Origin of the sequence: Sorangium sp. So ce1036, from assembly GCF_051369805.1 — a bacterium.
Lineage (GTDB): Bacteria > Myxococcota_A > Polyangia > Polyangiales > Polyangiaceae > Sorangium > Sorangium cellulosum_F.
Genome location: NZ_JBBMOX010000002.1, coordinates 1,455,574 through 1,481,256, shown reverse-complemented (window position 1 = coordinate 1,481,256; position 25,683 = coordinate 1,455,574). Strand labels below are relative to the sequence as shown.

Here is a 25,683-nt window from a genome sequence, read left to right as displayed (position 1 = left end):
AATTGGTAAAGCTGCTTGACCATTTAGTCAAGCAACTTGACCATCATGACGAAGAACGACCTCGATCCCAGCGACGTCGCCGAGCTCGAGCGGCGCAAGCGCGCGAGCCTCGGGCAGCTCCTCCTTCGCTCGGCGCGGCTGCTCGACGAGCGGGCGGTGGCGCGCGTGGCCCGGCGCGGCGCGCCCGGGGTGCGCCGGGCGCACACCGCGCTGATGCCGTACATCGATCTCGAGGGGACGCGGCTGACGGACCTGGCGGAGCGCGCCCGGGTGACGAAGCAGGCGGTGGGGCAGCTCGTCGAGGAGCTGGAGGCGATGGGCGTCGTGGAGCGGACGCCGGACCCGGACGACCGGCGGGCGAAGCGGGTGCGGTTCACGCCCCAGGGCCTCAAGGCGCTCCTCCACGGGCTCGGGGTGCTGCAGGAGCTCGAGGAGGAGCTCACGCGGTCGCTGGGTCAGAAGCAGATGGCCTCGCTGAAGAAGGGGCTCGCCGCGCTGCTCGCGGCGCTGGAGGCGCCGGAGCCGCCGGAAGCGCCGGAGCGCGAGGGGGCGCCGCCGGAGCGCCGGTGACGGGCGGCGCCGCTCACGGCGTGGTCACGGCAGGACGGCGTGGTCACGGCAGGACGGCGTGGTCTTGAGGTTCTGGTGCTCGCGGCCGAAGGGCAGCGCCACGCCGTGGCGGCGGGCGTCGCGCTCGAGCTGCCGCCTGTCGTCATCGCCCCAGGAGCAGAAGAGCGCCTGTTTGCCGCGCACCAGCTCTCTCAGCCGGGCGACGGCCGAGGGCAGGCGCGGCGCGGCGTCGACGTCGGCCTGGCGGATGCTGGTCAGCCGCGTGCAAAAAGGGGTGAGGCGCGGGTGGCGGATCGGGCGCACGAAGCGCTGCAGCTCTGCGGCGGGCCGCAGCGTCCCGGCGTCGACGAGCACGGCGCCGACCTCGATGATCTCCATCTCGTCTCGGGGGAATGCGGGGTCATCGCTGCACGTCGCCTCGAGGTCCACGACGAGGTAGTGGGTGGGGGAAGACATCGGCTTTCTCCTTGAATTCGTTGCGGGTAGTCTGGGGCTGCGATGGCCCGAGCACCCGGACACGAATCCGGACACGCCGCCCCCGCGGGGTTCTCCTGGGGGGATCACGTGGCGTGCCTCGTCGCCGAGCACGGCTCGCTCGCGGCGGTGGCGCAGAAGGTCGCGCGCCTCTCGACCACGACGGACGACGTCGCGTCGATCGAGCCGCATCGGCCGCCGTGCCGGAGCCGATCGAGATCGCGCTGCCCAACGGGCGGGTGGTGCGGGTCCGGCCGGGCTTCGACCCGGCCACGCTCGAGCAGGTACCGGCGCTCGCGGCCGAGGAGACGCCATGCTGACGCTGCCGCCGTCGGTGCGGGTGTACGTCGCAGCCGAGCCCACGGACCTGCGCAAGAGCTTTGATGGGCTGTCGGTCTTGGTTTCTCAGCGCTTCGGAGCCGGCCCGCTCTGCGGGCGTGTCCGTCCGGGCGTTGGTCTGGCCCGGGAGGCGCGTCGCGAGACGCTATGCGGCGTCACCGGGCGCCTTGCGGCGCAGAACGGCGCTTTTCCAGTGCGGTGGCCCTCGGTTGGGACGGCGTGCTGGAACATCGGTCGGCTCGCCGAGCGGAAGCCGCGTCGTGCTGCCATTCGTCTTCGATACCAGGCGAGGTGATTGCGCCGGGGCGAACCAATCGCCGGGGTTACGCCGCGAGCTCCTCGATTTCGGCGCGAACGGCGTGCTCCGCGAATCTGCTCGAGCGTTGGTGGCGTTCGCCTTTCGATTTCAGCGGAGGTACGGACTCAACGCCTGGAACCAAACCTCGGCCATGCGGTTATACCCTGCCTGGTTCGGGTGGAGATTGTCGGCGAGGAGGGACTGCTTGTAGTTCGTGTCGTCGGTGAACGCTGTGTACATGTCCACCAGCACGATGTGCTGCCCCTTGCCGACGCGCGTCGAAACCAGGTCGGGCATGGCCGCGTTGTAGGCCTTGATGGCGTTGTTCGTGCCGTCCGTTCTCGACGGCACGATCTGCGCGAGCACCACGAGGATGTTCGGATCACGCATGAAAATCGAGTCGAGCAGCTTGCCCAGGCGATTCGGTGCATCCGCAACGTTGATGTTGCCGTTGATGTCGTTCGTTCCGATCATCAACGTAATGATGTTGGGCTGGTAATTCGGAATGCTGGTGTCCACGAGCTTCGCGATGCCGTTGTTGCCCTCGATCGTCCAGCCGCCGTGCCCCTCGTGGTTCCTCGGGAACGGCACTCCGTCCACCATGGGCACGCTGTAATCACTGGCGGAACCGACGAAGGTGATGTCGCGGTTCGCTTCGAGCGCGAGGTGGAACAGCGGGGCGCGGTAGCCGCCGGCGACGTTGAAACCCTGCGTGATTGAATCGCCGAAGGGCATGATCTTACAGGGGCCGCTCTCCGGGCAGGGCTGGAATGCCGGGCCGCCGCTCGCGCCAGCGCTGCCCCCTGCGGCACCTCCGTCGCCCGCGGTACCTCCGACCCCGTCGGATGCGCCGCCCATGCCACCTACGCCGCCCATGCCACCCGAGCCCGCTCCGCCGGCGCCCCCGGTGCCGCCGCCGGCCGTGCCTCCTGCACCGCCGTCCGCCGCGCCGCCCCCGCTGGTTGCGCTCGAGCCGGAACTGCCGGGCGAGCCGCCGCCACCCGCCGCTGTCCCGCTGCCGCTCGTGGTCCCGGAGCTGGCCGTGCTCGCGGTTCCGCCCGTCGTCGTGCCCGGCGAGTCGTCACCCTCACCGCACGCTGCGACGAGCAGCACCACACACGCGAGGACGGCGGAAGAAGAGAATTTTAGGCGGTGTACGAGCATTTGCTACGCATAGCACAATCGCGTGCTCCACCGCGATTGTGAAGCGCAGCTTATCGAAGCTCCGCTGTCGTTGAACGATTTTATCGCGAGAGGAAGTGCGTCTGGACGGCGGCGCTCTTCGCGGCCACGCAGCGCCCGAGCGCGAACGGCGGTTACACCGTAACCACCCGACCATCGCCGTGGGCACGGCCCCTTGCGGCTCTCGCCGGGGTCGACGATGTTGGGCGCGGGGCGGCATCGGCCCACGACTCGGCGCGGGCACAGGCGGTCCTGAAAGAGGGCCCGGTGAGGTGGCCTTTACGTGTGTCGCCGACCAAAGCGCGCGTGGTTCAGGTCGCGTCGGCGTCGCCGGCGCTCGGAGCAGCGAGCAACGAGTTCGCCCAGGCGTCGGGCAGCAGTTCGTCTAGCCGTCCGCGCGGCCAGCCCGCCTGCAACTTGCCGATGACGTCCGTCGCCCAGGCGAGCGGGTTGACTCCGTGCGTCCGGCACGAGCCGAAGATCGTGTAGCCGATGGCCAGGCGCTGAGCGCCCTTGTCGGAGCCTGTGTAGTGGCCTCGGAGATCCGCAGGAATCTAACGGCGACAATCCGCGGAGACGTGACCCTCGCGTCCGCAGAGAAATGACCGCGGCGCCCACGGGAATCTGCCCCTCGGGCGCCGCGGGGATCTGACCCGATCTCGCCCGGGTCAGCGCCGCTTCGCTGCCGCGGGCGCAGGCGGCTCGGCGACCTCCGCCCTCGGCCTGGTGCGCGCCTCGCTCATGGCCAGCGACTCCTTCTACCGCCACGAGCCGGCATCGATGTCGAGGATATGGCAGTGCTGGACGAAGCGGTCGATCAGCGCCGAGACGCACGCCGCGCCCGGAAATGCCATGCTGCACGTGGTCTTCCTAGGGCGATAAACGGGTTGAAACCATCTGAAAAGTGCAAAAACACGAACCACCAAGACACCAAGGACGCCAAGGAGAGAATCAAATCTTGGCGTCCTTGGTGTCTTGGCGGTTGAGCTCTCGCTTGTTCAACGTGATCGGTGCTCTAGACGGGGCTTATTTCTCCGAGCGCGCTCGCATACGACAAGCCGCTGTGCGCGGCGCTCGATGGCTTCACCTTGCACGCAGCGACGCGCGCCGGTGCGCACCATGCCGCGGCGAGGGAGGCGCTGCTGCGTTACGTGCTGCGACCCCCGATCGCAAAGGAGCGCGTCGAGCCGCAGCAGGACGGCCTGGTGCGACGCTCGCTCAAGCGCGCCTTCGCTGACGGGACGGTCGCGGTGGACATGGATCCGCTCTCGCTCCTGTGCCGCCTCGCGGCCAGCGTCCCGCCGCCGCGCTTTCACACCGTCAAGTACGCTGGCGTGCTCGCCTCGGCAAGTCCATGGCGCAAGCGCATCGGACCGCGCCCTGCGAAGCCAGAAGAGCCTATGAAGGCGGACGATGACGCCGCTCCGAAACGCAAGCGTGGCGGCCATCGACCGTGGGCCGAGCTCTTGCGCCGCACATTTGCGATCGATGTCCTCGAGTGCCCAGCTTGCAACGGGCGGATGAAGCTCGTCGCCATGGTGACCGAGCCCCGGAACATCGTCCGCTTCCTCTCCGCGCTCGGCGAGCCGACCATGTTCCAGCACGCTCTCCCAACCGGGGGCCACCGTACTGGAAATGCACCGTTCTGCGCCGCAAGTCGCCCGGTGACGCCGACCGATGTTCCAGCACGCTCTCCCAACTGGGGGCCACCGTCCTGGAAAAGCACCGTTCTGCGCCGCAAGGCGCCCGGTGACGCCGCATAGCGTCTCGCGACGCGCCTCCCGGGCCAGACCAACGCCCGGACGGACGAACGAGTCGGCCTGTTGCTCGGAACCCTCGGGCCTGCCGAGCTCCGATCCGCTCGAATGCGGAGGCTTCAATGGTGATCCCATCGCGGAGCACTGCACGACGGACTTCGGCGGGTACGACGATGGGCACGCGCTCGCTGCCGACCCGGACGCGTGGGCCGCCTTCGACATCCTCGGGACCCACCAAGTTGACACTCAGGTCGCCTACCCCTGGCCGGACGATGTCCCGCCTCGGGGCGACAAGGAAGTCTGGCAGACCGAGATGTCCGGCGTGAAGTGGTGGCCGGAACAGGGACCGAGCAACACCATCGAGGACGGCGTGGCCATCGCCCGTTGGGTGCACAGCGCGCTCGTGGTCGGCGAAGCCAACGCCTGGCTCTGGTGGTGGTACTCGGGCAACACCGCGAACGAAGGCTTGATTCAGCAGTCAGGCAGCGTCACCACCAAGCGCTTCTACACGTTCGGAAACTTCACCCGCTACATTCGCCCCGGCTACCACCGCGTCGCCGTCACCGGCGTCTTCCCGGAAAAGGTCCTCGTCAGCGCCTACACAAACGACAGCGGCAAAGTCGTCGTCGTCGTCGCCATCAACGAGACAACCTCCGCCCAGACCGTTCCCCTCGCCTTCGCAGGCGGCACCGCGCCAAGCGCGATGGTCCCCTTCGTGACCGCCGCTTCGAAGAACTGGGCCGAAGGAACTCCCGTCACCGTAACGGACGCCACGCTCCCGATGGCCCTCGAAGCCATGAGCGTGACGACGTTCGTGAGTCAGTGAAGCCTAGCCAGATCGGCCCCGTCGCTCAGGGGACCTTCATCAGGGCGTTCTGCTCTGCTTGCACGCGGCCATCGGTGCAGAACTTGCAGTTGTCGCCGTAGAAGAAGTTCCTGTTCGCTGTGTCATCCATCAGATGAACGCGGAACCAGGCCGCGGCCGACGACAGGGACACGCCATTTGCGCCCTGATAGACCCAGCTACCGTGATCCGCGTTGAGCTCGTTGAGGAAAAACGCGGGCTGATCGGTGACCGTCTTGAAGACATCGTGGACCCCGCTGCATTTCACCGTGGAGTCGTTCCCCCCGCAGAAGAACAACATGGGGGTGTGCACTCCCTCGAGGGCACTGGTGCCGCAAATCGTGCCGAGGGCCGAGAAACGGGGATCGGAGGCCGTCTTGCAAGTCGACATGCCCCCATAGGAATGGCCAAGCTGGCCGATCTTCGTGGTGTCGAGGGCGTGATAGTACGGGCTGCTCGCATCCTCGGCTTGTTCCAAGATCCAGTCGAGGCCCGCGGTCGTGGGAAGAGGATTGCCTTCGGCGGTCGCGGTGCTGAGAGAAGCCACCACGACGAAACCGTGGGACGCGAGATGGTTGACGATCGGTCCGTACTGTCCGCACCACTGATTGCTGCCGGCGTTGACGACGCATTTCGGCGGTTTTTGCTCCGGATTGTCCCGGTAGCCATTGGCCCAGATCAGGATCGGATGGCAGTGGCCGCTGGTTGCGATATTGCTCGGGCGGTACACGTTGAAGCGCTGTTGCTCGTCCCCATAGATCGGATCGGGAACGACGCCGGCGAGGGGGCCGACGTTCTTGTCTGCGGTGACCGAGAAGGGGCCCGTCTTGGTAGGATCGGCCGTGGGGAACGGGTCGCCGACGCAGCTACCGGTCGAGCCGCCGCTTCCGGTCGAGCCGCCGCTTCCGGTCGTGCCGCCGCTTCCGGCATTTCCTTGGCCGCCGCTGCCCGGTTGCCCGCCCGAAGCCGCGCCACCCGTGGCCCCACTCGAGCCGCCCGACGCCGAGCCGCCAGCCCCACCACTGGATACGCCGCCGCTGGATGCGCCGCCGCTTTCGGCCGTTCCCCCAGAGCCCGTCGCACCACCGGAGGCCGTGCCCCCGCTGCCCGTCCCACCGCTGTCCGTGCCAACCGCGCCCCCGCTCGCGGCAGCGTCCCCATTCGATCCGTTACCACACGCCACGGTGGAAACGTACACGCCCAAAGCCAGTAGCCAACGCCTCATGGTGACTCTGTCCTCGCCCAGCCGCTCAGCGTCGTCAAGCGCTTTGGCGGATAGGACGAGCAAACGCGTTCCGCAAAGTCAAGATTCTCGGAGCCGCTCCTGGCTCGTGCAGTCCGACTGTACGAGCTTATCGACAGAACGGGCCTTATGCGATCAGACAGGCCTTCCACTCGTGAAACGCCTGCGATTACCGCGACGTCGCACCAAGAAGGCATCCTACCGTATGGCTGTACACTACTGGCACCAAGCGGAAGGCATCTTGCCGTATAGCTGTACACTACTGAGCTCGTCCAAACGGCCGCCGTCGCGGTTCGCGGCGCGGCGTGATGGCCGGCGCACGCACCTCAGGTGCAGACCTCCCCCCGGCCACGTCGTCGAGCAGCGTCCCTCCCCTTTCAGTTTCGTCACGCGGGGTCCGCCGGGTACCGCGCGCGGCACTCCAGCGGCTCGGCGAACAGACCGAGGTGGCTCAAGATCTTCCTCGCCGTCGCCTTGTCCGTGATCGCGGCCACGAGTCGCATCCGCCCGCTGCATCGCGGGCACGCGAGAACATCTACTGCGTAAGTCCGCCGCAAAAGCTTCGCCCATTCGACGCGAGGCGACGTCGCCAGAAGGAGCCCATCCAGCAGCCGATCAAGATGCCGGACCGAGATCCCCTCCGACACGAATCCAACATCTTGTCATCGCTGCCCGCGCTATCAGCTCCGGCGCGCTGCTCGCCCTTACGCGCCTTCCCCGTCGCCTTCGGCACCACGAGGCTGCGTTGCTTCGCATGCGGCGCGAGCACACCGTGGTAGCGCACCAGCGGATGGCGCGGCGGCGGCACCAGCGCGGCGAGCCTCGCGAAAAACACAATCGGCGTCATCACCCGATGCGTTCCTTTTCGCCGCGGGTATTTCACCTGATAGGCCACCCGACCGTCGCGGAGGATGCTGAGCCGCTCCAAAGCGAAGCAGGGACGCGCGCAATACCGGACGAGCCGCTCGCGCCCCTCGTCGTCGTAGCCCTCGATGCTCACCGCTCCGCGCTCGGCGAGCCGACCGATGTTCCAGCACGCTCTCCCAACCGGGGGCCACCGTCCTGGAAAAGCACCGTTCTGCGCCGCAAGGCGCCCGGTGACGCCGCAGAGCGTCTCGCGACGCGCCTCCCGGGCCAGACCAACGCCCGGACGGACACGTGTGCCACGGCACGCCGACGCGCCCCCGCAGCGCGCTCGGCGCCGCCCGGACCACGCTCTTTCGACCCAGGACCGAGCCATCACGACGCTCGTGGTCCCACCCTTTCGGTTGGCTGCGCTCCCCTTCTTCGCGCTGCGATCCGGCTTCTTTTACCTGCGCGCCGATGTGCAGCTCCGCGCTCCTGAGCAGCCCGCTCACCCGACCCCCCCTCACTTTCCGACGTCCATCGACGTCACCCAGAAAGCGTCCGGCGCCTTCGCTGCGGCGCCCCGCAGCAGCCGGTCGCGCAGGCGTGCCTCGGTGATCCATACCCGGCCATTCGCTTCCACCGTGAGGTTGACGGGGGACTCCAATCCGGAGGCGAGCACCTCGATGGCCCTGGGCCCGGGTGCCTCCCCGAGCACGTCGATGCGGACGACGCGCCCGTCGCCGCTGTCCGTCGCTCCCTCCAGCACGAGGAGCCGTCCATCGGGCGCGAAGCGCATCCCGTCCGGGTTCTCCAGCCGGCGCGGCAGCGGGACCTCGCTCACGGCGGGGGCCGCGCCCGCCGCACCCGCGCGCACGAGGAAGAGCCGCCCGGGCCCGTGGGTGTTGATGGCCAGCGCCCGCCCGTCCGGCGAGAGGGCGATGCCGGCCGGTCCGACGCTGGCCATCCCTGCCCCCTGGGCCTTGAAGCGCGCGTCGGACACGTACGTCTCCCATCGCTCACCTCCGGGACGCAGGTAGAGCACCGAGGCCCGGGAGCTGTCCGTTACATACAGCCCGCCGTCCGGCGCGATGGCGATGTCGTTGGCCATGGCCCCCTCCGGCAGGCGGACGATCCGCCGCACCGCGCCGGTGCGCGCATCCAGCGAGAAGAGTCGCGGAGCGCGCCGCCCCAGCGAGCCGTCCGGGCGCAGCAGGCCCATGACGTCAGGAGACGTGCCCCACAGGAGCCCGCGTGGCGCATCCAGGCGAAGGCTGGTGGCGGAGAAGATCTCCTCGGAACCGGGAAACAGCGCCGACCATCCGCCCCCCGGGGCACGGCGCAGGATGCGGCCGCTCGCGATCGAGCCGACGAAGAGCGTCCCATCCTCCGCGTGGGCGATGCCGTTCGGGTACGTGAAGCCCGCGGGCAGGGGCACGCGCTCGCGGTGAGCCTTCGCCTGGGCGAGGGGCGCGATCGCGATCCGGAAGGGGCCGGCGGCCTCCCCCTCGCGCGCGCCAGACAGCCAGGCGACGGCGAAGAGGAGCCCGAGGAGGGCTCCGGCGAGGAGCAGCGCGCGCATGGGGCGGGTCGTACCCGGGTGAAGGCGGCTCATCGGTCCGACGCCGCGCCGGGGGTGGACAGGATCGCTTGAGCGCCCGGGGGACGGTGACCAGCGATGGCGTATGCGCCGTCGACGAGGAGGTTCTGTCCGGTGACGAAGCGCGCCCCGTCGGAGCACAACCAGAGCACCACGTCGGCCACCTCCTCCGGGCTGCCGAGCCGGCGCGCAGGCGAGTGCGCGAGGAAGGGCCCGAGCGCCTCATCCGTCAGGAGGCGGCGCAGCATGGGCGTGTCGATGATGCCGGGGTTGACGTTGTTGACGCGCACGCCCCGGGCCATTCCCTCCAGCGCGACCGCGCGGATCATCCCGTCGAGCGCCGCCTTGCTCGCCGAGTAGATGGAGGCCCCCGGGAGGGCGCCGTGCGCGAGCCATGAAGAGTTGTTGACGATGGCCCCGCCGCGGCCCGAGCGCAGCATGGCGTCCATTTCGTACTTCATGCACAGCCACACGCCTCGAACATTGATGTTGAAGGTGTGATCGAAGTCCTCGGGCGCGAGCTCGTGAATGGGGGCGAAGGCGCCCTCTACCCCCGCGTTATTGAAGGCCGCGTCCAGCCGATCGAAGCGCTCGAGCGTCGCCCGCACGAGCCGCTCGACCTCCTCGACCTTCGAGACGTCCGTGGGCACGGCGAGCGCCCGCGCGCCGGCGGCTTCCACCTCCGCGGCGACCGACTCGAGCTCCGCCCGCCGCCGCCCGGCGAGGACGACCGCGGCCCCCGCGCGCGCGAACGTCACGGCCGCGGCGCGGCCCATTCCGCTCCCGGCCCCCGTGACGAGGGCGACCTTCCCCCGAAATGTCGTGGAGACATCCGTATCCGCCATGGTGTATCGAGCTCCCGAAGTGAAGGAGGACGTGCGCGGCCCGGACGGCCGTCGCGTCCCCGGTGCATGGTGGCACTCGTAACCCGCGCGTTGCGTCTCATCATCGCGGGGCGCTGCACTAGACTCTTGCGCCGCGTGCAACGATCGGGAGGCGCATGGATCGAGCGGCGATGCGGGATCGGCTGGAGGACATGCTCTGCTTCTCCGCGGTGGCGCGCGCCTTGAGCTTCGCGGCCGCGGCGCAGGAGCTCGGCATCAGCGCCTCCGCGTTGAGCCGGCGCGTCGCCCGGCTGGAGGCCGCGCTGGGCACCGCGCTCCTCAGGCGCACCACCCGCCGCGTGTCGCTCACGGAGGCCGGGGCGCTCTACCTGGAGCGGTGCACGGACGTGCTCGCCCGCGTCGAGGACGCCGATGCGCTCGTCTCTGGCCTGGCCGCCGAGCCGCGGGGCAGGCTGCGCGTGGCCGTGCCCAACCTCTTCGGGCAGTCCCAGGTGGCTCCGCTGCTCCCGGACTTCCTGCGCCGCTACCCGCGCATCGGGCTGGAGTGCTCGTTCATGGACCGCTACGTGGACCTGGTCCAGGAGGGCTTCGATGTCGCCATCCGGATCGGCGCCCTGACGGACTCCAGCCTCGTGGTCCGCCGGCTCGCCACGAACCGTCGCTTCCTGTGCGCGGCCCCGTCGTACCTCCGCGGCCGGAAGCACGTGACGAAGCCCGAGGACCTGGCCCAGCACGCGTGCCTCTATTTCAGCTTCTCCGCGGAGGGGCAGCAGTGGACGCTCCACCGCGGCGAGGAGCAGGTGCAGGCGCGCGGCCGCCCGGCGCTCGTCGCGGACAACGCCGAGGCGCTGCGGCTGGCCGCGGTGGGGGGCGCCGGCGTCACCGTGCTGGCCACGTTCCTGATCGCGGAGGACCTGCGCGCCGGGCGGCTCGTCCGGCTGCTCGACGACTGGTCGGTCCCCGATACGGGCATCTTCGCCGTACATCCACCGGGGCGCCTCGTCCCGTCGAAGGTGAAGGCGTTCGTCTCGTTCCTCGCAGAGCGTTATGCGGGCACGCCGTGGGAGCGGGCCGGCGCGCGTTCGTCGTGATCGGCTCCCGGCCAGGCTCGATGTCGACGCGCCGCCGAGCGAGGTCCTGCCGGACCAGCCGCCCTCGGAGCACTCCAGATCGGGACCCCCGAACCGCGGGGCGCGCGCCCTCGCGAGTCGCCCGGGCGCGGCTCCGGCCAGCATCGCCCGACCGGGAGCGCGGGGCCCCGGAGGCCGGAGAAGCTCCCGCGCGCGCACGGCGTCGAGCCGGCAGGGCTTCGGCCATGTGATCCATGAACGCGCGGATGCGGTTCACGTTCTTCAGCTCGGGGAGCGTGAGCAGCCAGAGGTCGCGGTCGAAGGCGGGGTCGATCGGGCCGATGCGCGCGAGCCGCGGGTCGCCGTCCGCCGCGATGCAGGCGAGGAAGTGCGCGCCGATCCCCGCGGCGACGGCCTCCTGGAGCGCCAGCGAGCTCGCTCCTGTGCCGCCTCGCGGCCAGCGTCCCGCCGCCGCGCTTTCACACCGTCAAGGACGCTGGCGTGCTCGCCTCGGCAAGTCCATGGCGCAAGCGCATCGGACCGCGCCCTGCGAAGCCAGAAGAGCCTATGAAGGCGGACGATGACGCCGCTCCGAAACGCAAGCGTGGCGGCCATCGACCGTGGGCCGAGCTCTTGCGCCGCACATTTGCGATCGATGTCCTCGAGTGCCCAGCTTGCAAGGGGCGGATGAAGCTCGTCGCCATGGTGACCGAGCCCCGGAACATCGTCCGCTTCCTCTCCGCGCTCGGCGAGCCGACCATGTTCCAGCACGCTCTCCCAACCGGGGGCCACCGTACTGGAAATGCACCGTTCTGCGCCGCAAGGCGCCCGGTGACGCCGCAGAGCGTCTCGCGACGCGCCTCCCGGGCCAGACCAACGCCCGGACGGACACGTGTGCCACGGCACGCCGACGCGCCCCCGTAGCGCGCTCGGCGCCGCCCGGACCACGCTCTTTCGACCCAGGACCGAGCCATCACGACGCTCGTGGTCCCACCCTTTCGGGTTGCTGCGCTACACTTCTTCGCGCTGCGATCCGGCTTCTTTTACCTACGCGCCATGATCTTGGATATGACCCCGGTGAACTCCTGACGGATGTAGTCGTGGGCCCCCGCGAAGCTCCATTCGTCCAGCGCTCCCCCGCTGCACCTCCAGAACTCCAGGCTCTCGGCGTGGAGCGTCGTGTCGTCTCGACCGCAAGGAACGACGACAGGGCAGGAGACCCTCCAGCGCAGATCGAAGTCGTAGGTCCACGCGAGCTGGTCTCCGAACGTCTTCAAGAAGCGGCGCGTGGCCTCGCCCTCGGCCGCCTTCGCGGTCGATGGAGATCCCGATCGACCTGGCCAGCCACGTCAGGAACTCCTTGTCACGGAGCTGCTCCCGCGTGAGATCCCGCTGGACGGTGATCACGTTGGCGGGGTTGGACAGGACCACGCGGGTGGGGCCCAGGGCGTGCCGCTCCAGCTCCACCGCCGTCGCGTGCGCGATGAGGGCGCCCAGGCTGTGCCCGAAGAGCACGAGCCGCGCCGTCGTGCCCGAACGGGTCGACCCCGCCGAGCTGGCTCGCGACGAGCTCCCGGAGGCTCGGCTCCTCGGGGCACCCCTCGGTGCCAGGCCCCCGCGTGTAGGACAGGCGCGCGCCGCCCGGCGCGACCTGCGCGAGCGCCCCGGGCGCCGCCAGGAAGAGCGATGCGGCGAGCGGCAGCGCGGCGCGCCTCATCCTCCGGATCCGGTGACGGACGAGGAGCGGGCCGGACATGAACAGGACTCCGTCATCCGTCCTGGTTCCGGGAAGGTCCCCCGGATTGTTGCAGAATCGTGCGCTGGAGCCGAAAAAAGGATGCACGAGGTTCACCGGCGACGTTTCCCTCGAACCCGAGAGAGATGTCACCTGGGATCGTGGCTGCAACGGCAGGACTGCAGCGGCGGGACTGCAACGGTGTCACGAGGCGACCGGCGAACGGCGTCGTCCTCGCGCGATGGGTGGGATTCCCGGCCGCCTGCCGGCGGGCAGGCGCCGAGCAGCGCTATCCGATCGGCTCGGACTCGGACTCGGACTCGGCCTCGGTCTTCTTCCTGGCGTTGGCGGCGCGGGCCCGCGGCTCGGCGCGCCGCGCTTCTTCCGCCGCGTCCTCGTACGGAGAGAGCAGCCGGTCGCGGAGGAGCGCATGGGTCTCGTCCTTGTCGTCGTCGTACTCGGCATGGACCTGGACCAGGAGATTTCAACGCCTCCCGGTGAGCGGCGAGCTTGGTACCTGCAACAATGCACCCGCTCGGCGTGAGCCGGCGGGCGAGAAATGCGGCTTTTCCCATCAGACCCGGCTATCGAGATCGCGATGACCCGGCAATGCGGCAGCACGTTTTCCACACGCCGCTGCAACTCGGCGCGCGTCCCCTCACGCCCCGCTGCACACCGGCCGGCGCCCCCCACGCCCCGCTGCACACCGGCCGGCGTCCCTCCACGCGCCGCCGCACGCCGGCCGGCGCATTCCAGCGGTGACATATCCGGGGTTGCTCAGGAGAGCGTCGAGACAGCGAGATCTCCGTCGCTCCTCCCAGATTCCCAGCCTTCCCGCTGATTTTCCTGGGGTTTCTGCCTGCCCACCGTTCTATAGCGGTCCCGACCCGCCTCCCCGGCCGCGCGGGCAGGGAGGCCCGAGCGCGTGCGAAGGATGCGTCGTCCCCGATCCCCCCTCTCCGTGGTCCCTGCCCTGCTCGTGCCGCTCGCCTGCGGCGCGGGGGCGTGCTCCGGCGGCTCCCTGCGGGACGCGCCCGCACAGACCGGCACCGCGGTGCACGCTCCCGGCAGCAGCCCGGCCACGGCTCCGGGGGGAGCGCGCCCGACCGGCGCCGCCGCGGCCACGCTCGCCGGCGCGGCGCTCCCCGGCCGCACGCCGCTCGGCACGCCGACGGTGCCGCCGCTCCCGTTCACGATCGAGCCGTCGCTCGACCGCCGCTCGGTGCTCTTCGTCTCCAGGCTGTCGTCGGATCGCGCCGGCTGGGTCAGGCACCTCGACGCCCGAACCGGCGAGCTCGGACCGCCGCACCCGCTCGTCGACGAGGACCTCGCCGGCGCCCTCTCCTCCCCCGACGGCACCACCACGCTGCTCACCTCGCAGGACGGCGAGCTCTGCGTGACGGCGCTCTCCCCCGGCGAGGCCTCGGCCATGTCGCGCACGTGCGCCCCGTCCACAAGGCGTCTGCTGGGCGGGCAGGTGCGAGGAGGCCTCGTGCGCCGATAGGCGTCAAGAACGCCGGAGAGGACGGCATGGACTGCGGCGGCGACCGCACGCCGTGTCTTTGACGCTGCCGCCCTGTGGTGCACGCCGAACGCCCCTGCTACCCTTGCGGCCGATGCCGCGTATCTACCGAGCGATGACGCCTGATGCGGATAATCCAGCGCTCCCGGCCATCGGCCAGACGGCACGGACCTTGGGGGTTCGCCCTCCTCCTGCGAAGGACGTCGTTCCAGACGCCCAGGGAAACGTCGGACCCATCTGCAAGGGCATGTCCGTGGCGCCTTCGCTCGGGATGCTGCCAGCTCACCGTTGCCCCCCTCGTCTGCGGCACCTGCGTCCAGGAGCATCCGGGAAGGACGAGGATCGAGTGTTCTGCATGGGTGATGGCGAGTTTCGTGCGGCGGCCGTCGCGCCAGGGCTGAGGCTCTGTCCTGACAAGGAGCCGAACCCGTTATCAGGAGTCGTTTCGCATGGCGTCGTCGAGCCGGACGTTGCGATGCCGCTCTCGGAATACGAGCAGAGGCTGGCGGACACTCAAGAGAAGTGGTTCATTGACGAGGCGTAGGGGAGATGGCGCAGCAAACAGAAGCGGCACGACGTTACGAGCGGCTGGTCGTAGAGCTCCATCGCGAAATCCGGGCGGAGCACGACGAGGGCGCCGACGCGATCCGCGACGCGATGGACGAGCCGTGGAGCGAGCTCACGACCGAGGAGCGCGGCCGGCTCGGATGGCTCTCCGAAGATCTCTACGAGATCGGAGGCGCGCGCCGCCCCCGCGGCCGCGTCGACGCGACGAGGCAGGAGAGAGTCGAGCTCCTCAAAGAGGCGAAGGTTGCGCTGCTCAAGCGCCGTTTCGCGCGCTGCGCCGAGCTCCTCAGGGAAATCGAGCCAGCTACGATGCCCCAGTACATTCGTATCTACATGCTCGGCCGTTGCTGGCAGGAGCTGGGTTTCCCGTACGCAGGAGCGGAGTTCTTCGACCATGCGTACGAGCTGGGACGGCGTGCCAATTACGCGGCGATGGCGATGTCCGCGCTCGCAGAAGCCGGGGAGCGCGAGCGGCTGTACAGCCGCATCGAGGAGATCGAGCGGCGCGAGGATGCAGAGCCCACCCTGCTGCTACACGCTGCAGCGTTATTGTTCTCCGGAGCGGAAGGAGCGCCGCCGAGCGACGCTCCTGCGCTCTTCCAGCGCGTGATCGCCCTCGTCGAAAGAGGCGCCGCCTGCGAGGAGGTCCTGCCATCTGTACGCGCCGCGGCCCTGATCGCCGGCGGTTTCTCTTACGAACGCCTCGGCGACCTGGAAAAGGCGATCGCGGCTTTCGACATGGCCGTCCGCGTCCACGAGCACGATGCTGCCCTCGTGGCCCGTGGCATGGCCCAGCTGCTCACGAATCGCAACGCCGCGCTGGCGGATTTCCAGCGGGCGACGGACGTGGGCACGACGCTGCCATGGCCGTATCTCTATCTGGCGCATGACGCGCTCCTCAGCCGCCGGTTCGAGCGGCTTGAGCAGCTCTGTGCCGAAGGTGTGTCGCGCGCGTCGACCGCGACGACGCGGGCTCAGTTCTTCGAGTGGTCGGCCATCGCCGCTGCAGAGCTAGGGAAGCGTCCAGCGGTCGTGCTCGAACGCTTCAGCCGGGCCATCGCCGAGGACCCGCTGGAGCCTCGAATCATGAAGAATTTGAACGCCTACAAGGCAACCTCGGCCACTCCCGAGGAGACGCCAAAATCCATTCGCATGCCGTCATGGGAGCCACCTCGCGAGCCTCCCGCCAGGCGGGTTCGCCGCTCCATGGCCAAGCACACCATTCGGACACTCGCAGCCGCCTGATCTGGGGTCAATTTCGCCGAGGACAGCCCGCGCAAAGCCATTCACGCGGATCTCACCTGTTGCGAACGGCGTACAACGCGGCAACGCAACGACAGCGACGGGCCGCAACGCCGGCGGAGGCCCGGTGCCGCGGTTTCGGCCGCGTGGAAGCTCACACAGCGGAGCGCCCCGCGCGAGCTCCCCCCCACGCGCCGTCGCTCCCCCGGGCGCGTCCCCCCCTCACGGCGGTGAATCGGCAGCCTGCCGCAGGGGTGGCGAGGCCGGCCGCTCGTCTCTGCCCCTCCCCTCTTCCCAGCCTCCGCGTTGATTTTCCTGGGGTTTCTGCCTGCCCACCGTTCTATAGCGGTCCCGACTCGCCTCCCCGTCCGCGCGTGCGCGGGCAGGGAGGCCCGAACGCGTGCGAAGGATGCCCCGTCTCCGATCCCCCCTCTCCGTGATCCCTGCCCTGCTCGTGCCGCTCGCCTGCGGCGCGGGGGCGTGCTCCGGCGGCTCCCTGCGGGACGCGCCCGCACAGACCGGCACCGCGGTGCACGCTCCCGGCAGCAGCCCGGCCCCGGCCCCGGTGGGAGCGCGCCCGACCGGCGCCGCCGCGGCCACGCTCGCCGGCGCGGCGCTCCCCGGCCGCACGCCCCTCGGCACGCCGGCGGTGCAGCCGCTCCCGTTCACGATCGAGCCGTCGCTCGACCGCCGCTCGGTGCTCTTCGTCTCCAGGCTGTCGTCGGATCGCGCCGGCTGGGTCAGGCGCCTCGACGCCGGGACCGGCGAGCTCGGACCGCCGCACCCGCTCGTCGACGAGGACCTCGCCGGCGCCCTCTCCTCCCCCGACGGCACCACCACGCTGCTCACCTCGCAGGACGGCGAGCTCTGCGTGACGGCGCTCCCCCCCGGCGAGGCCTCGGCCACGTCGCGCACGTGCGCTCCGACCCGCGCGCGCGCCATGGCCGCCGTGGGCGATCGCGTCGCGCTCCTCGAGCTCGTCGAGACCGCGCCGCGCGGCAAGGCCGCGGCCCCGGCGAAGCGCCCCGCGCGCAAGGCCTCCGCCGCCGCGAAGCCCGCGCGCAAGGCCTCCGCCGCCGCGAAGCCCGCGCGCAAGGCCCCCACCCGCAAGTCGACCGTCGCGAAGTCGAAGCGGCCGGCCAGGGACTCCGGCGCGAGCGGCAAGGCGCCCAGGAAGAAGCGCGGCGAGGATCGCGGGCGCGAGGCCAGGCCCAGGAAGAAGGCCCCGCGCAAGGCGCCCCGGCCGCGGCGGCCGGACCCGCTGCCCGAGGTCGAGGTGCGCGTCCGCTGGCTCTCGCCGTCCGACGGGATCGCGGCCGCGTCGTCCCCCACGGGGCTGCGGTTCCGGCCGCCGCTCCACGGCATGGACCTCATCGACGCGGGCGGCCGGCCCGGCGCGATCGACGTGCTCTACTACGCGGCGAGCCGGAAGAAATCGCGCACGTCGTGGCTCGGCACCGCGCAGATCGCCTTCGCCTCCCTCGGGGAGGACGGCAAGCTCGACCCGGGCCGGCGCGCCGTCGTCGTCGAAGGCGACCTCGAGTACGGCTTCCTCCGCGGCCACCAGGATCCGCGCCTCGTGACGACCAGCGCGGGCTCGGTCCACGTCGACGTCACCGGCCGCAACGGCGCCTGCCAGGCGGTGCGCGTCGCGCCCGCGCTGGAGCGTCTCCTCGCGGGCGCCGTCCCCAGGGCGGCCTGCGCCGTGGACCCGGCGCGCCTCGTGGACGCGACCCCGCTCGCCCCGGCCGAGATCGGGGCGCTCGAGCGCATCGCCGCGAGCGGCGCGCGGCGCGCCGTGGGGCAGCCGGCGTACGATCCCGGGCTCGCCGCGTGGGCGGGCGATCGGGCGTACTTCCAGACGACCTCCGGCGAGCTCTTCTCGGCCTCGCGGGCCGACGGGCAGCCGCGCCGCGAGCCGGATCCGTTCCCGGCGCGGCGCGCGCGCATCGCGTGGGGCGCGCTCGCGACCGACGGCGAGGGCCTCGCCTTCGCCGCGGGGCAGCTCCACCGGCTCGACCCGCGCGGGCAGGTCGCCGCCGTCGCGGCGCCGGCGCCGGCGGACCTCGGCCCCGGGCGGCCGGGAGGACCGCCGGGCCCACCGATCGGCGAGCCGGAGCGCCCGGCGGAGCGGCGGCGCGTCGCGCGCATCGGCGCGTCCTGGTGGCTGGCCAGGACCGACGTGGTGCGGCTCCTGCCCGGGCCGCTCGTGGTGCCCGCGCTGCGCGGGCGCGCCCACGACGGCGGCGCGGTGCTCGTCGGCGGCCGCGAGCGGGGGCTCTTCCTCGAGGTGCTCGGCGAGCGGCTCCAGATCACCGCGCTCGACGCCTCGGGCGCGCTCTCCGCGCCCGGCGTTCCGGGCGGGGCGCCCGCGCAGGCCACGCCTGTGCAGGCCGCGCCCGCGCAGGCCACGCCCGTGCAGGCCGCGCCCGCGCAGGCCACGCCCGTGCAGGCCGCGTCCCTCGCCGGCGCCCCCCTCGCGATCGCGTCGCCGGTGCGCCCGGGGTTCGACGCGTGCGAGCGCCGGGGCGGCGGGGCCATCGTCGCCGGCGTGAGCGCGGAGCATCCAGGTCAGGTCGTGGCGCTCTCGATCGACGCGCTCGGCCGGCCCGGCGCGGTGCGCGAGACCTCGCTGCCGCTCGTCGAGGGCGACTTCGCGGTGCGGCTGGTCGCCCTGCCCGAGGGGGGCGCGCTGCTCAGCGACGCGGCCCGGCGGCACGTGGTCTGGCTGGACGATGACGGCGCGGAGCTCGCCTCCCGGCCGTGGCCGGCGGACGACACCGGCGCGCTGTGCGTCGACGGGCAGCCCGCGCGGCGCGCGATCCCGGCCCCCTCGCCGGGGGTCTTCGTGACCATCCCGGAGCTCGCGGCCCCCGGCACCTGCGTCGTGGGTGACCCCGCGTGGGCCGCCGACGGCAGCCTGCGGTGGTTCGGGAGCGCGGTGCGCGACCTCGACGCGCAGGCCGAGGCGGGCATCGCGCGCCCCGCGCTGCCCGCGAGCGCACGCGCCCCCTCCGCCGCCACCCCCTCCGCCGCCGGCGCCCCTTCCGGCGCCGGCGCCCCCTCCGCCGCTGCCGCGCCCTCCTCCGCCGCGGCAGCGCCCGTCGCGGCGCTCGCCGGCCCGCCGCCGGGCGCGCCCGCGTGCCCCTCGGACATGGTCGCCGTCGACGGGGGCCGCTTCTGCATCGATCGCTTCGAGGCGATGCTCGTCGACGGCGTCACCGGAGAGGCGCTCTCGCCCGATTACCCGTCGACCCCGAACCTCCTCGAGCTCACCCTCGCCGAATGGTCGACCGGCGGGCGGCGCGCGGGCGACATCCATGCGCGCGCGTTCCCGCTGCCGCTGCTCCCCGGCTGGCAGCGCGGCCGGACCATCGCCGCCGCGGCCCGCTCCCGGTTCGGGGTGCGACCGAGCGGCTATGTGACCGGCCTCGTCGCCGAGAGCGCCTGCGCCGCCGTCGGCAAGCGGCTCTGCTCGGCCTCCGAGTTCGTCACCGCCTGCCGCGGCGAGGACGACACCCTGTTTCCCTACGGCGAGACGTTCGAGGAGGGCGCGTGCAACGTCTTCCGCGCAGGCCACCCCGCGGCCATCCTCCACGGCAATGCCTCGACGGGCCACCTGGACCCCCGCCTGAACCGCGTGCGCAGCGCCCGGGAGCCCTTGCTCCGGGAGACGGGCACGAGCCCGCGGTGCGCGAGCCGCTGGGGCAACGACGCGGTCTACGATCTCGTCGGCAACCTGGATGAATGGGTCGACGAGCCGGGCGGGGCGTTCGCGGGCGGCTTCTACGCGCGCTCGACGCGCGCCGGCTGCGAGGCCCTCATCTCGTCTCACCCGAGGAGCTACCTCGATTACTCGACCGGCATTCGCTGCTGCCAGGACGGGATCCCGGAAGCGGCGAGCGCGCCGGAAGCGGCGAGCGCGCCGGAGACCACGCCGCCTCAGGGCGCCCCCGCGGACCCCGCCGGCTCAGCGCGACGGTCGCCTGGGCATCTGCCGGAGCAGCCCGGTCAGGGCGAAGGAGGCAGCGATCACCAGGAGGACATGGATCCAGCCGCCCACGGACAGCACGCCGAGGACGGCGAGCAGCCACATCAGCAACGAGACTAGCACCACGCCCCAGAGCACCCCATCGGTCCAGACGTTCATGCGGCCCCCTTCTTTCGAGCGTGCGGAACGAAGCGAGCCGCGTGCCACGCTGTCGGGCGCGCGCGGGCGCGTGCTAGGTTGGGCCGTGATGAGCGCGTCATCCACCGCCATGGAAAGCGACCTGGAAAACCCGACGGAAGAGCACCGGATGCTGCGGCAGATGGTGCGCGATTTCACCCGCGAGGTCGTCGAGCCGCAGGCCGACGAGCACGACCGGAAGGCCACCCTCAACCTCGATCTCATGCAGCGGGTGGGCGAGCTCGGCCTGCTCGGCGTGACCGTGCCCTCGGAGTACGGGGGCGCGGGCATGGACGCGGTCGCCGCCGTCATCGTCCACCACGAGCTCGCGAAGAGCGATCCCGGCTTCACGCTCGCGTACCTCGCCCACGCGATGCTGTTCGTGAACAACTTCTTCCACGCCGGCAACGACGAGCAGCGCGCGCGCTACCTGCCGAAGGTGCTCTCCGGCGAGTGGATAGGCGCCATGGGCATGACCGAGCCCACGAGCGGGACCGACGTGCTCGGCATGAAGACGTTCGCCCGCCGCGACGGGGATCGGTACATCCTGAAAGGGCGCAAGGCGCTCATCACCAACGCCCCCGAGGCCCAGGTCTTCCTGGTCTACGCGACCATCGACGGCAGGATCACGAGCTTCGTGGTGGAGCGGGGATTCCCGGGATTCTCGACCGACGAGAAGACCCCGAAGATGGGCATGCGCGGGAGCACGATGAGCGAGCTCCTCTTCGACGATTGCGTCGTCCCCGCCCGGAACGTCCTCGGCCAGGAGGGCGGCGGGATCCGCAACATGATGCGGAACCTGGAGCTGGAGCGCCTGACGCTGGCCGCGATGAGCCTCGGGATCGCGGATCGCTGCCTGGACATCATGATCCGGTACGCGGCGGAGCGGAGGAGCTTCGGCAAGCCCATCGCCGAGCACGGCCAGATCCAGCGCTACATCGCGGAGAGCTACGCCAAGACCGAGGCGGCGCGCGCGCTCATCTACTCGGTGGCGCGCAACGTCAGCCCCGACCGCAGGAACCGGCTCGGGACCGACGCGGCGAAGCTCTTCGCGGCGCCGGTCGGCAAGGAGGTGGCCGACAACGCCATGCAGGTGCTCGGCGGCTGGGGGTACTGCACCGAGTACAAGGTCGAGCGGTTCTTCCGGGACGCCAAGCTGCTCGAGATCGGCGGCGGCACGCTGGAGTCGCACCAGAAGAACATCACGCGCGAGCTCATCGGTCGATTGAGCTGAGTATGGCAAGGACGTGATCGCAGGGCGCGGGGCGAGTTGCCTTGCTGTCCTGTCACTGCGCGGTCGCACAAAGGAAGCGTCGGGTTTGCGGTCCGGCCATCGGGCCGCCACGCGATTCGGGCAGCATCGCACTCCATGGACTGGGGAGCACTGGCCACGATCGCGCCGGCGGCGCTGTCGTCCACCATTTACGCGACCATCCAGGCGGCATTTCTCCTCAGGGTCGGCCGGCATCGGCTCCGGGCGGGGCGCGACGCGCCGGGGGCGCCGCGCGCGACGCCGCTCGTCAGCATCCTCAAGCCGGTCGCGGGCGTCGACGACGAGCTCGAGGAGAACCTCGAGTCGTTCGCGCACATCGATTATCCCCGCTACGAGATCGTCTTCGGCGTCGCGTCGCGGGAGGACCCGGCGGTGCCGGTGATCCAGGCCTTCATCGCGGCGCACCCCGAGGTGAGGGCGCGGCTCTGCCTGACCGACCCGGGCGAGGCGCTCAACCCGAAGGTGGCGCAGCTCCTCGAGCTCACGCGCAGGGCCGAGGGCAGCGTGCTCGTCATCTCCGACGCGAACGTGCGTGTCCGCCCGGGCTACCTGAACGCGCTGCTCTCGGTGCTGATGCGGCCCGGGGTGGGGCTCGTCTCGAGCCTGTTCGCGGGGACGGGGGAGCGCACGCTGGGCGCGGTGATCGAGAACGCGCAGCTCGGGGCGTTCATCGCGCCAGGGGTGGTCGCGGCCGCCGAGCTCGCGGGGCGCTCCATCAGCGTGGGCAAATCGATGGCGATGAGGCGGGTCGATCTCGAGCGGGTGGGCGGGTTCGAGGGCGTGGCCGGGGTCCTCGCGGAGGACGACATGCTGGGGCGGCGGTTCAGCGAGCGCGGGTACGTGGTGGAGCTCTGCCTGGATCCGGTCGAGAACCGGAACACGAGCTGCTCGCTGACGCGCACGCTGGACCGGCACACCCGGTGGGCGAAGATGCGGCGCGCGCTGGTGCCGCGTTGCTTCGCGGTGGAGCCGTTCAACTCACCGCTGCTCATCGCCTGGCTGACGGTGCTGCTGAGCCCGACGCGCCTCGCGCTGGAGGTCTGGCTGTTCGCCTGGGCGCTCCAGAGCCTGGGGGCGTTCCTGGCGCTCAGGATGCTGCGGCCGGAGCGCTCCAACCTGCTGCTCCTGGCCGCCGAGCCGCTGCGGACGCTCTGCTGGTTCTTCTGCTGGCTGAACGCGTATGCGAGCCGGCGCGTGACGTGGCGGGGCAATGCGTTCTCCATCGGGGCCGGGACGGCGCTGAGCGCGGTGGTGGAGCCGTCCTCGGTGGGGTCTCCGGCCAGGTAGCCCGATCCGGACTACAACGGCTGTCCTGGTGGCTCGGGGATCGCGCAATCGTCAACGTCCACGTTCATGTTCATGTCCATGTTGGTGATCGCGCGACCCGCGAATCCAGGACAGCTTTCCGGATCGAATCGGGCGCCGTGCGGCCGTCATTTGATGACGGGGGGCTCCGGGATCTCCGGCGGGACGAGGAAGAAGACCCTGCGGGTGCTGAGCGTGGCCACGCCGTCGCCGGTGACGGCGATGTTCGCGGTGAAGACCTGCGGCGCCGTCGTCGGAGGCACCGAGACGTTCTCGCGCGGGATCACGTCGAAGCAAACCGTCGGCCCCGGGAAGACGTTGGGATAGGTGTCCACGACGCCGTCCTGGTTCCTGTCGACGACCCTGAGCCCGGCGGCGCACGGCGCCGGCGCCCCGTTGTTCGCGACGATCCCGTCGATGAACGCGCTCACGGCGTCGATCGAATCGCCGTCGTCGTCCTCCGCCGCCGCCGAGACGTCGAGCGAGACATACGTCGTGAGCACCTCGATCGCCCGCACGATGGCGTGGTTCAGGCCATCGCCGTCCTCGGAGACCCGGAACACGAGCGGACACTTGTCGTTGACCGCGGGCACTCCGCCCCCGTTCGTCCCGGTGCAGCACGCGCCCTCCGCGCACGCCGCCGGACGAACGGCCGCCGGCCCCCACGCCGTCGGCGGAACCACCGAGCCGGTCGCCAGCACGCCCGCCGTGAGGTCCGCCCTGGCCTCGTCCCCCTCGTCCTCGGTCGTCACCACGCCGATGACGCGGCCGCCCAGGCGCGTCATCGCGCGCAGCGCCTCGCCGTGATCCGGCGACGCGATGTCCGGATAACGGTACGCCGGAATCGTCCCGTTGTGGTTCGGCACGTCCGTGATCATCACGACGATGGGCAGCGAGCCGGCGCGGAAGCCCACCCCACCAAGGAGCCCCACCGACTCGCCCACCGGGATCACGCTGGGCGGCGCGGTCGCCGGATCGAACGCCGGCACGCGGGCGCTGCCCTCGGTCGTGCCCTCCCCCGTGGCGATCTGATAAAGCGCCTCCCAGCCGCTCTCCGGGGTGTCGTTGCCGCCCTCCGCGACGAGGCGATCCACCGCGCTCTGCACCGAGGCGCGCCCCTCCAGCGAGCTCACGCTCATCACCCGGTGCTCCAGGACGAACGGCTCGTCGCCGGCGACCCCGTAAGGCGACTTCGGGAAGTCCCTGTACTGCGTCACCCCGATACCGATGCTCGGGATCGCCGCCGCGAGCTCCTCGATCATCCCCTGGAGCGCCTCGGTCAGATTCCTGATCTCGCCGTCCATCGAGGCCGTGGTGTCCATCGCGAAGACCACGTCGGCCTGCGAGATGCTGGTCGAGAAATCGAGCGTGTCCTGCGCCGGATCCGGGGCGGCCCGGTAAGGCATGATGAACACGAAATCCCCGTTGGCCTGCGGGTTGTCCAGATCGTCGTCCGGGTCCGTCCCGGCGGCCGCCTCGACGAGATCGGTCACCCCATCCTCGTCCGTGTCCGCGCTCGCGACGCTGGATTCCCCCGGATCGAGCACGCCATCGCAATCGGCATCCTCGAGCGCGTCGAGCAGTCCGTCGTTGTCGCTGTCCAGGTCGAGGAAATCGCCCCCGCCGTCCCCGTCGCTGTCGAGGGGCGCGCGGGCGGGGTCGCCATCGCCTCGCTCGACGGAATCAGGCCGGCAATCGCCGTCCGAGTCGAGGTCGCGGTACGCCGGCAATCCGTCGAAGTCGGGGTCGAGATCGCGCTCGAAGCCGTCCCGGATGCCGTCGCCGTCGGCGTCGGGGTCGCGGAAATCGGGCAAGGTGTCGCCGTCGGTGTCCGGCGGGTGGCTCGGATCCGCGCCCAGCTCGACCCGATCCGGGAGGCCGTCGCCGTCGTCGTCCAGGTCCGCGCGATCGGGCACTCCATCGCCATCGCTGTCGCCGTCCCCCTCGATCGCATCGGGACGCCCGTTGTTGTCGGAGTCGGTGTCGAGGTAATCCGGCTGGCCATCACCATCCGAGTCGACCGCGTCGGCGCGCCCCTCGTCCTCGTCGCGGATGCCGTCGGCGTCCGCGTCCCGGACCGTCGCCCCCGCCCCGCCCGAACCCTCCGACGGGGCCGCCGTGCAGCCGACCGGCAGGAAGAGCAAGAGGCAATGGAGCAGAGGGCAAAGCCTGCGACGCATGGGGACTCCGGCGCGGAGGTGGGAGTGAATCCTAGACGCCCCGCGCAAGCCGGATCAACCGGCATTCCTGGCGAGCTCGCGCGCTCCTGCCGTCGAGATCCCGAAATCGTGTCGACCAGGGGTCATCGCACACCGGAGAGGTGCAGGGCGCCACGGCAATCCAGCAATGCCCGTCATGCGCTGACCTCCGAGAGCCGGAGAACCGTTTGCTCGGGCCGATCGCGGGCAGCCGGCGCCTGCCGTCTCGTCCAGAAGAGAGCGAGACGCGACGTCAGAGGAGCTTGAGGCGCGGCACCGCGACCTGCACCGACTCCGCCGCCGGCGCCTTCTCCCGGTATGGGCAGTGACGGCACCTGGAATTGCAGCAGTATCCGCGCTTCAGGTGATAGGTCTCCGTGAAGACCAGCCGGCCTGCCTCGAGGTAGTAATCCTCGCCTTCGATCGGCTTGGGAGGCTTGGGCCCGCGCATCTGCCAAAGGCCAAGGTACCCCGAAATCCGCGCGGGGGCCATCCGGGCGCGCCGCCCGCCGGCGCGCTGTCGCCTCGCGCCGCGCTACGTCGCCGCCCGCGCGCCGTGCTACGCCTGCGCCACCCGCCGACATCGCCTGCTCCGGCCGGGCCGC

At 71.0% G+C, this 25,683-nt stretch carries 20 protein-coding genes and 2 pseudogenes; 11 read left to right on the top strand and 11 right to left on the bottom strand.

Features of this window, described 5'->3' with window-relative positions; translation table 11 throughout:
• Window positions 1-45 precede the first annotated feature (45 nt).
• Entirely contained in the window at window positions 46-570 is a 525-nt protein-coding gene (locus WMF31_RS42470; protein ID WP_436607556.1) for a MarR family winged helix-turn-helix transcriptional regulator, read from the top strand.
• Between the two features lie 24 nt (window positions 571-594).
• On the opposite strand, the gene WMF31_RS42465 is transcribed toward WMF31_RS42470, so the two are convergent.
• Entirely contained in the window at window positions 595-1,026 is a 432-nt protein-coding gene (locus WMF31_RS42465) for an exonuclease domain-containing protein (protein WP_436607555.1), read from the bottom strand.
• Between the two features lie 331 nt (window positions 1,027-1,357).
• Between WMF31_RS42465 and tnpB the strand changes: the two genes are divergently transcribed.
• Window positions 1,358-1,678 carry an IS66 family insertion sequence element accessory protein TnpB gene (gene tnpB, locus WMF31_RS42460; protein ID WP_436607554.1) on the top strand — a complete coding sequence of 107 codons (321 nt, stop codon included), beginning with the start codon at window positions 1,358-1,360 and terminating at the stop codon, window positions 1,676-1,678.
• Window positions 1,679-1,789: 111 nt separating this feature from the next.
• Here the strand turns inward: tnpB and WMF31_RS42455 are convergent, their stop codons facing one another.
• A complete protein-coding gene (locus WMF31_RS42455) occupies window positions 1,790-2,845 on the bottom strand; it encodes an SGNH/GDSL hydrolase family protein (RefSeq protein WP_436607553.1) in 1,056 nt (351 codons plus the stop codon).
• A gap of 329 nt (window positions 2,846-3,174) precedes the next feature.
• Window positions 3,175-3,393 (bottom strand): annotated as a pseudogene (locus WMF31_RS42450) (transposase domain-containing protein); the annotation flags it as partial.
• 498 nt (window positions 3,394-3,891) lie between these two features.
• Here WMF31_RS42450 and WMF31_RS42445 point away from each other — a divergent pair.
• Both WMF31_RS42445 and WMF31_RS42440 read left to right on the top strand, forming a co-directional pair.
• Window positions 3,892-4,626 (top strand): transposase, encoded by a 735-nt coding sequence (locus tag WMF31_RS42445; protein ID WP_436607603.1) that lies wholly within the window; start codon window positions 3,892-3,894, stop codon window positions 4,624-4,626.
• Window positions 4,613-5,446 carry a hypothetical protein gene (locus tag WMF31_RS42440; RefSeq protein ID WP_436607552.1) on the top strand — a complete coding sequence of 278 codons (834 nt, stop codon included), beginning with the start codon at window positions 4,613-4,615 and terminating at the stop codon, window positions 5,444-5,446. Before WMF31_RS42445 ends, WMF31_RS42440 begins: the two co-directional genes overlap by 14 nt.
• A gap of 25 nt (window positions 5,447-5,471) precedes the next feature.
• Here WMF31_RS42440 and WMF31_RS42435 read toward each other — a convergent pair whose 3' ends face one another.
• The 4 genes from WMF31_RS42435 to WMF31_RS42420 form a co-directional block, all read right to left on the bottom strand.
• Window positions 5,472-6,662, bottom strand: a complete 1,191-nt coding sequence (locus tag WMF31_RS42435; RefSeq protein ID WP_436607551.1) for a poly(ethylene terephthalate) hydrolase family protein — start codon at window positions 6,660-6,662, stop codon at window positions 5,472-5,474.
• Window positions 6,663-7,242: 580 nt separating this feature from the next.
• Entirely contained in the window at window positions 7,243-7,707 is a 465-nt protein-coding gene (locus tag WMF31_RS42430) for a transposase (protein WP_436607550.1), read from the bottom strand.
• Between the two features lie 369 nt (window positions 7,708-8,076).
• Entirely contained in the window at window positions 8,077-9,135 is a 1,059-nt protein-coding gene (locus WMF31_RS42425) for a Vgb family protein (RefSeq protein WP_436607549.1), read from the bottom strand.
• A gap of 29 nt (window positions 9,136-9,164) precedes the next feature.
• Entirely contained in the window at window positions 9,165-9,998 is an 834-nt protein-coding gene (locus WMF31_RS42420; protein ID WP_436607548.1) for an SDR family NAD(P)-dependent oxidoreductase, read from the bottom strand.
• Window positions 9,999-10,168: 170 nt separating this feature from the next.
• Here WMF31_RS42420 and WMF31_RS42415 point away from each other — a divergent pair, with 170 nt between their 5' ends.
• On the top strand, window positions 10,169-11,089 hold the full coding sequence (locus WMF31_RS42415; protein ID WP_436607547.1) for a LysR substrate-binding domain-containing protein: 921 nt from the start codon (window positions 10,169-10,171) through the stop codon (window positions 11,087-11,089).
• Window positions 11,090-12,111: 1,022 nt separating this feature from the next.
• Here the strand turns inward: WMF31_RS42415 and WMF31_RS42410 are convergent.
• Together WMF31_RS42410 and WMF31_RS42405 are read right to left on the bottom strand one after the other, a co-directional pair.
• Complete coding sequence (locus WMF31_RS42410) at window positions 12,112-12,345, bottom strand: hypothetical protein (protein ID WP_436607609.1); 234 nt, start codon at window positions 12,343-12,345, stop codon at window positions 12,112-12,114.
• A gap of 103 nt (window positions 12,346-12,448) precedes the next feature.
• Window positions 12,449-12,583: pseudogene (locus WMF31_RS42405) on the bottom strand (thioesterase domain-containing protein); the annotation flags it as partial.
• Between the two features lie 1,181 nt (window positions 12,584-13,764).
• Here WMF31_RS42405 and WMF31_RS42400 point away from each other — a divergent pair.
• From WMF31_RS42400 to WMF31_RS42375, 6 genes are all read left to right on the top strand, one after another.
• A complete protein-coding gene (locus WMF31_RS42400) occupies window positions 13,765-14,307 on the top strand; it encodes a hypothetical protein (RefSeq protein WP_436607546.1) in 543 nt (180 codons plus the stop codon).
• A 373-nt stretch (window positions 14,308-14,680) separates the two neighbouring features.
• A complete protein-coding gene (locus WMF31_RS42395) occupies window positions 14,681-14,869 on the top strand; it encodes a hypothetical protein (RefSeq protein ID WP_436607545.1) in 189 nt (62 codons plus the stop codon).
• A gap of 5 nt (window positions 14,870-14,874) precedes the next feature.
• On the top strand, window positions 14,875-16,137 hold the full coding sequence (locus tag WMF31_RS42390) for a tetratricopeptide repeat protein (RefSeq protein ID WP_436607544.1): 1,263 nt from the start codon (window positions 14,875-14,877) through the stop codon (window positions 16,135-16,137).
• A 433-nt stretch (window positions 16,138-16,570) separates the two neighbouring features.
• Complete coding sequence (locus WMF31_RS42385) at window positions 16,571-20,245, top strand: hypothetical protein (RefSeq protein ID WP_436607543.1); 3,675 nt, start codon at window positions 16,571-16,573, stop codon at window positions 20,243-20,245.
• Between the two features lie 127 nt (window positions 20,246-20,372).
• Entirely contained in the window at window positions 20,373-21,536 is a 1,164-nt protein-coding gene (locus WMF31_RS42380) for an acyl-CoA dehydrogenase family protein (protein ID WP_436607542.1), read from the top strand.
• Window positions 21,537-21,671: 135 nt separating this feature from the next.
• Window positions 21,672-22,862 carry a glycosyltransferase gene (locus tag WMF31_RS42375; protein ID WP_436607541.1) on the top strand — a complete coding sequence of 397 codons (1,191 nt, stop codon included), beginning with the start codon at window positions 21,672-21,674 and terminating at the stop codon, window positions 22,860-22,862.
• Window positions 22,863-23,008: 146 nt separating this feature from the next.
• Here the strand turns inward: WMF31_RS42375 and WMF31_RS42370 are convergent, their stop codons facing one another.
• A complete protein-coding gene (locus tag WMF31_RS42370) occupies window positions 23,009-25,060 on the bottom strand; it encodes a VWA domain-containing protein (protein WP_436607540.1) in 2,052 nt (683 codons plus the stop codon).
• A gap of 271 nt (window positions 25,061-25,331) precedes the next feature.
• The gene (locus WMF31_RS42365; RefSeq protein WP_129356251.1) at window positions 25,332-25,529 is read right to left on the bottom strand and encodes a DUF5522 domain-containing protein; all 198 of its coding nucleotides are present in this window, start codon (window positions 25,527-25,529) and stop codon (window positions 25,332-25,334) included.
• Window positions 25,530-25,683: the final 154 nt, after the last annotated feature.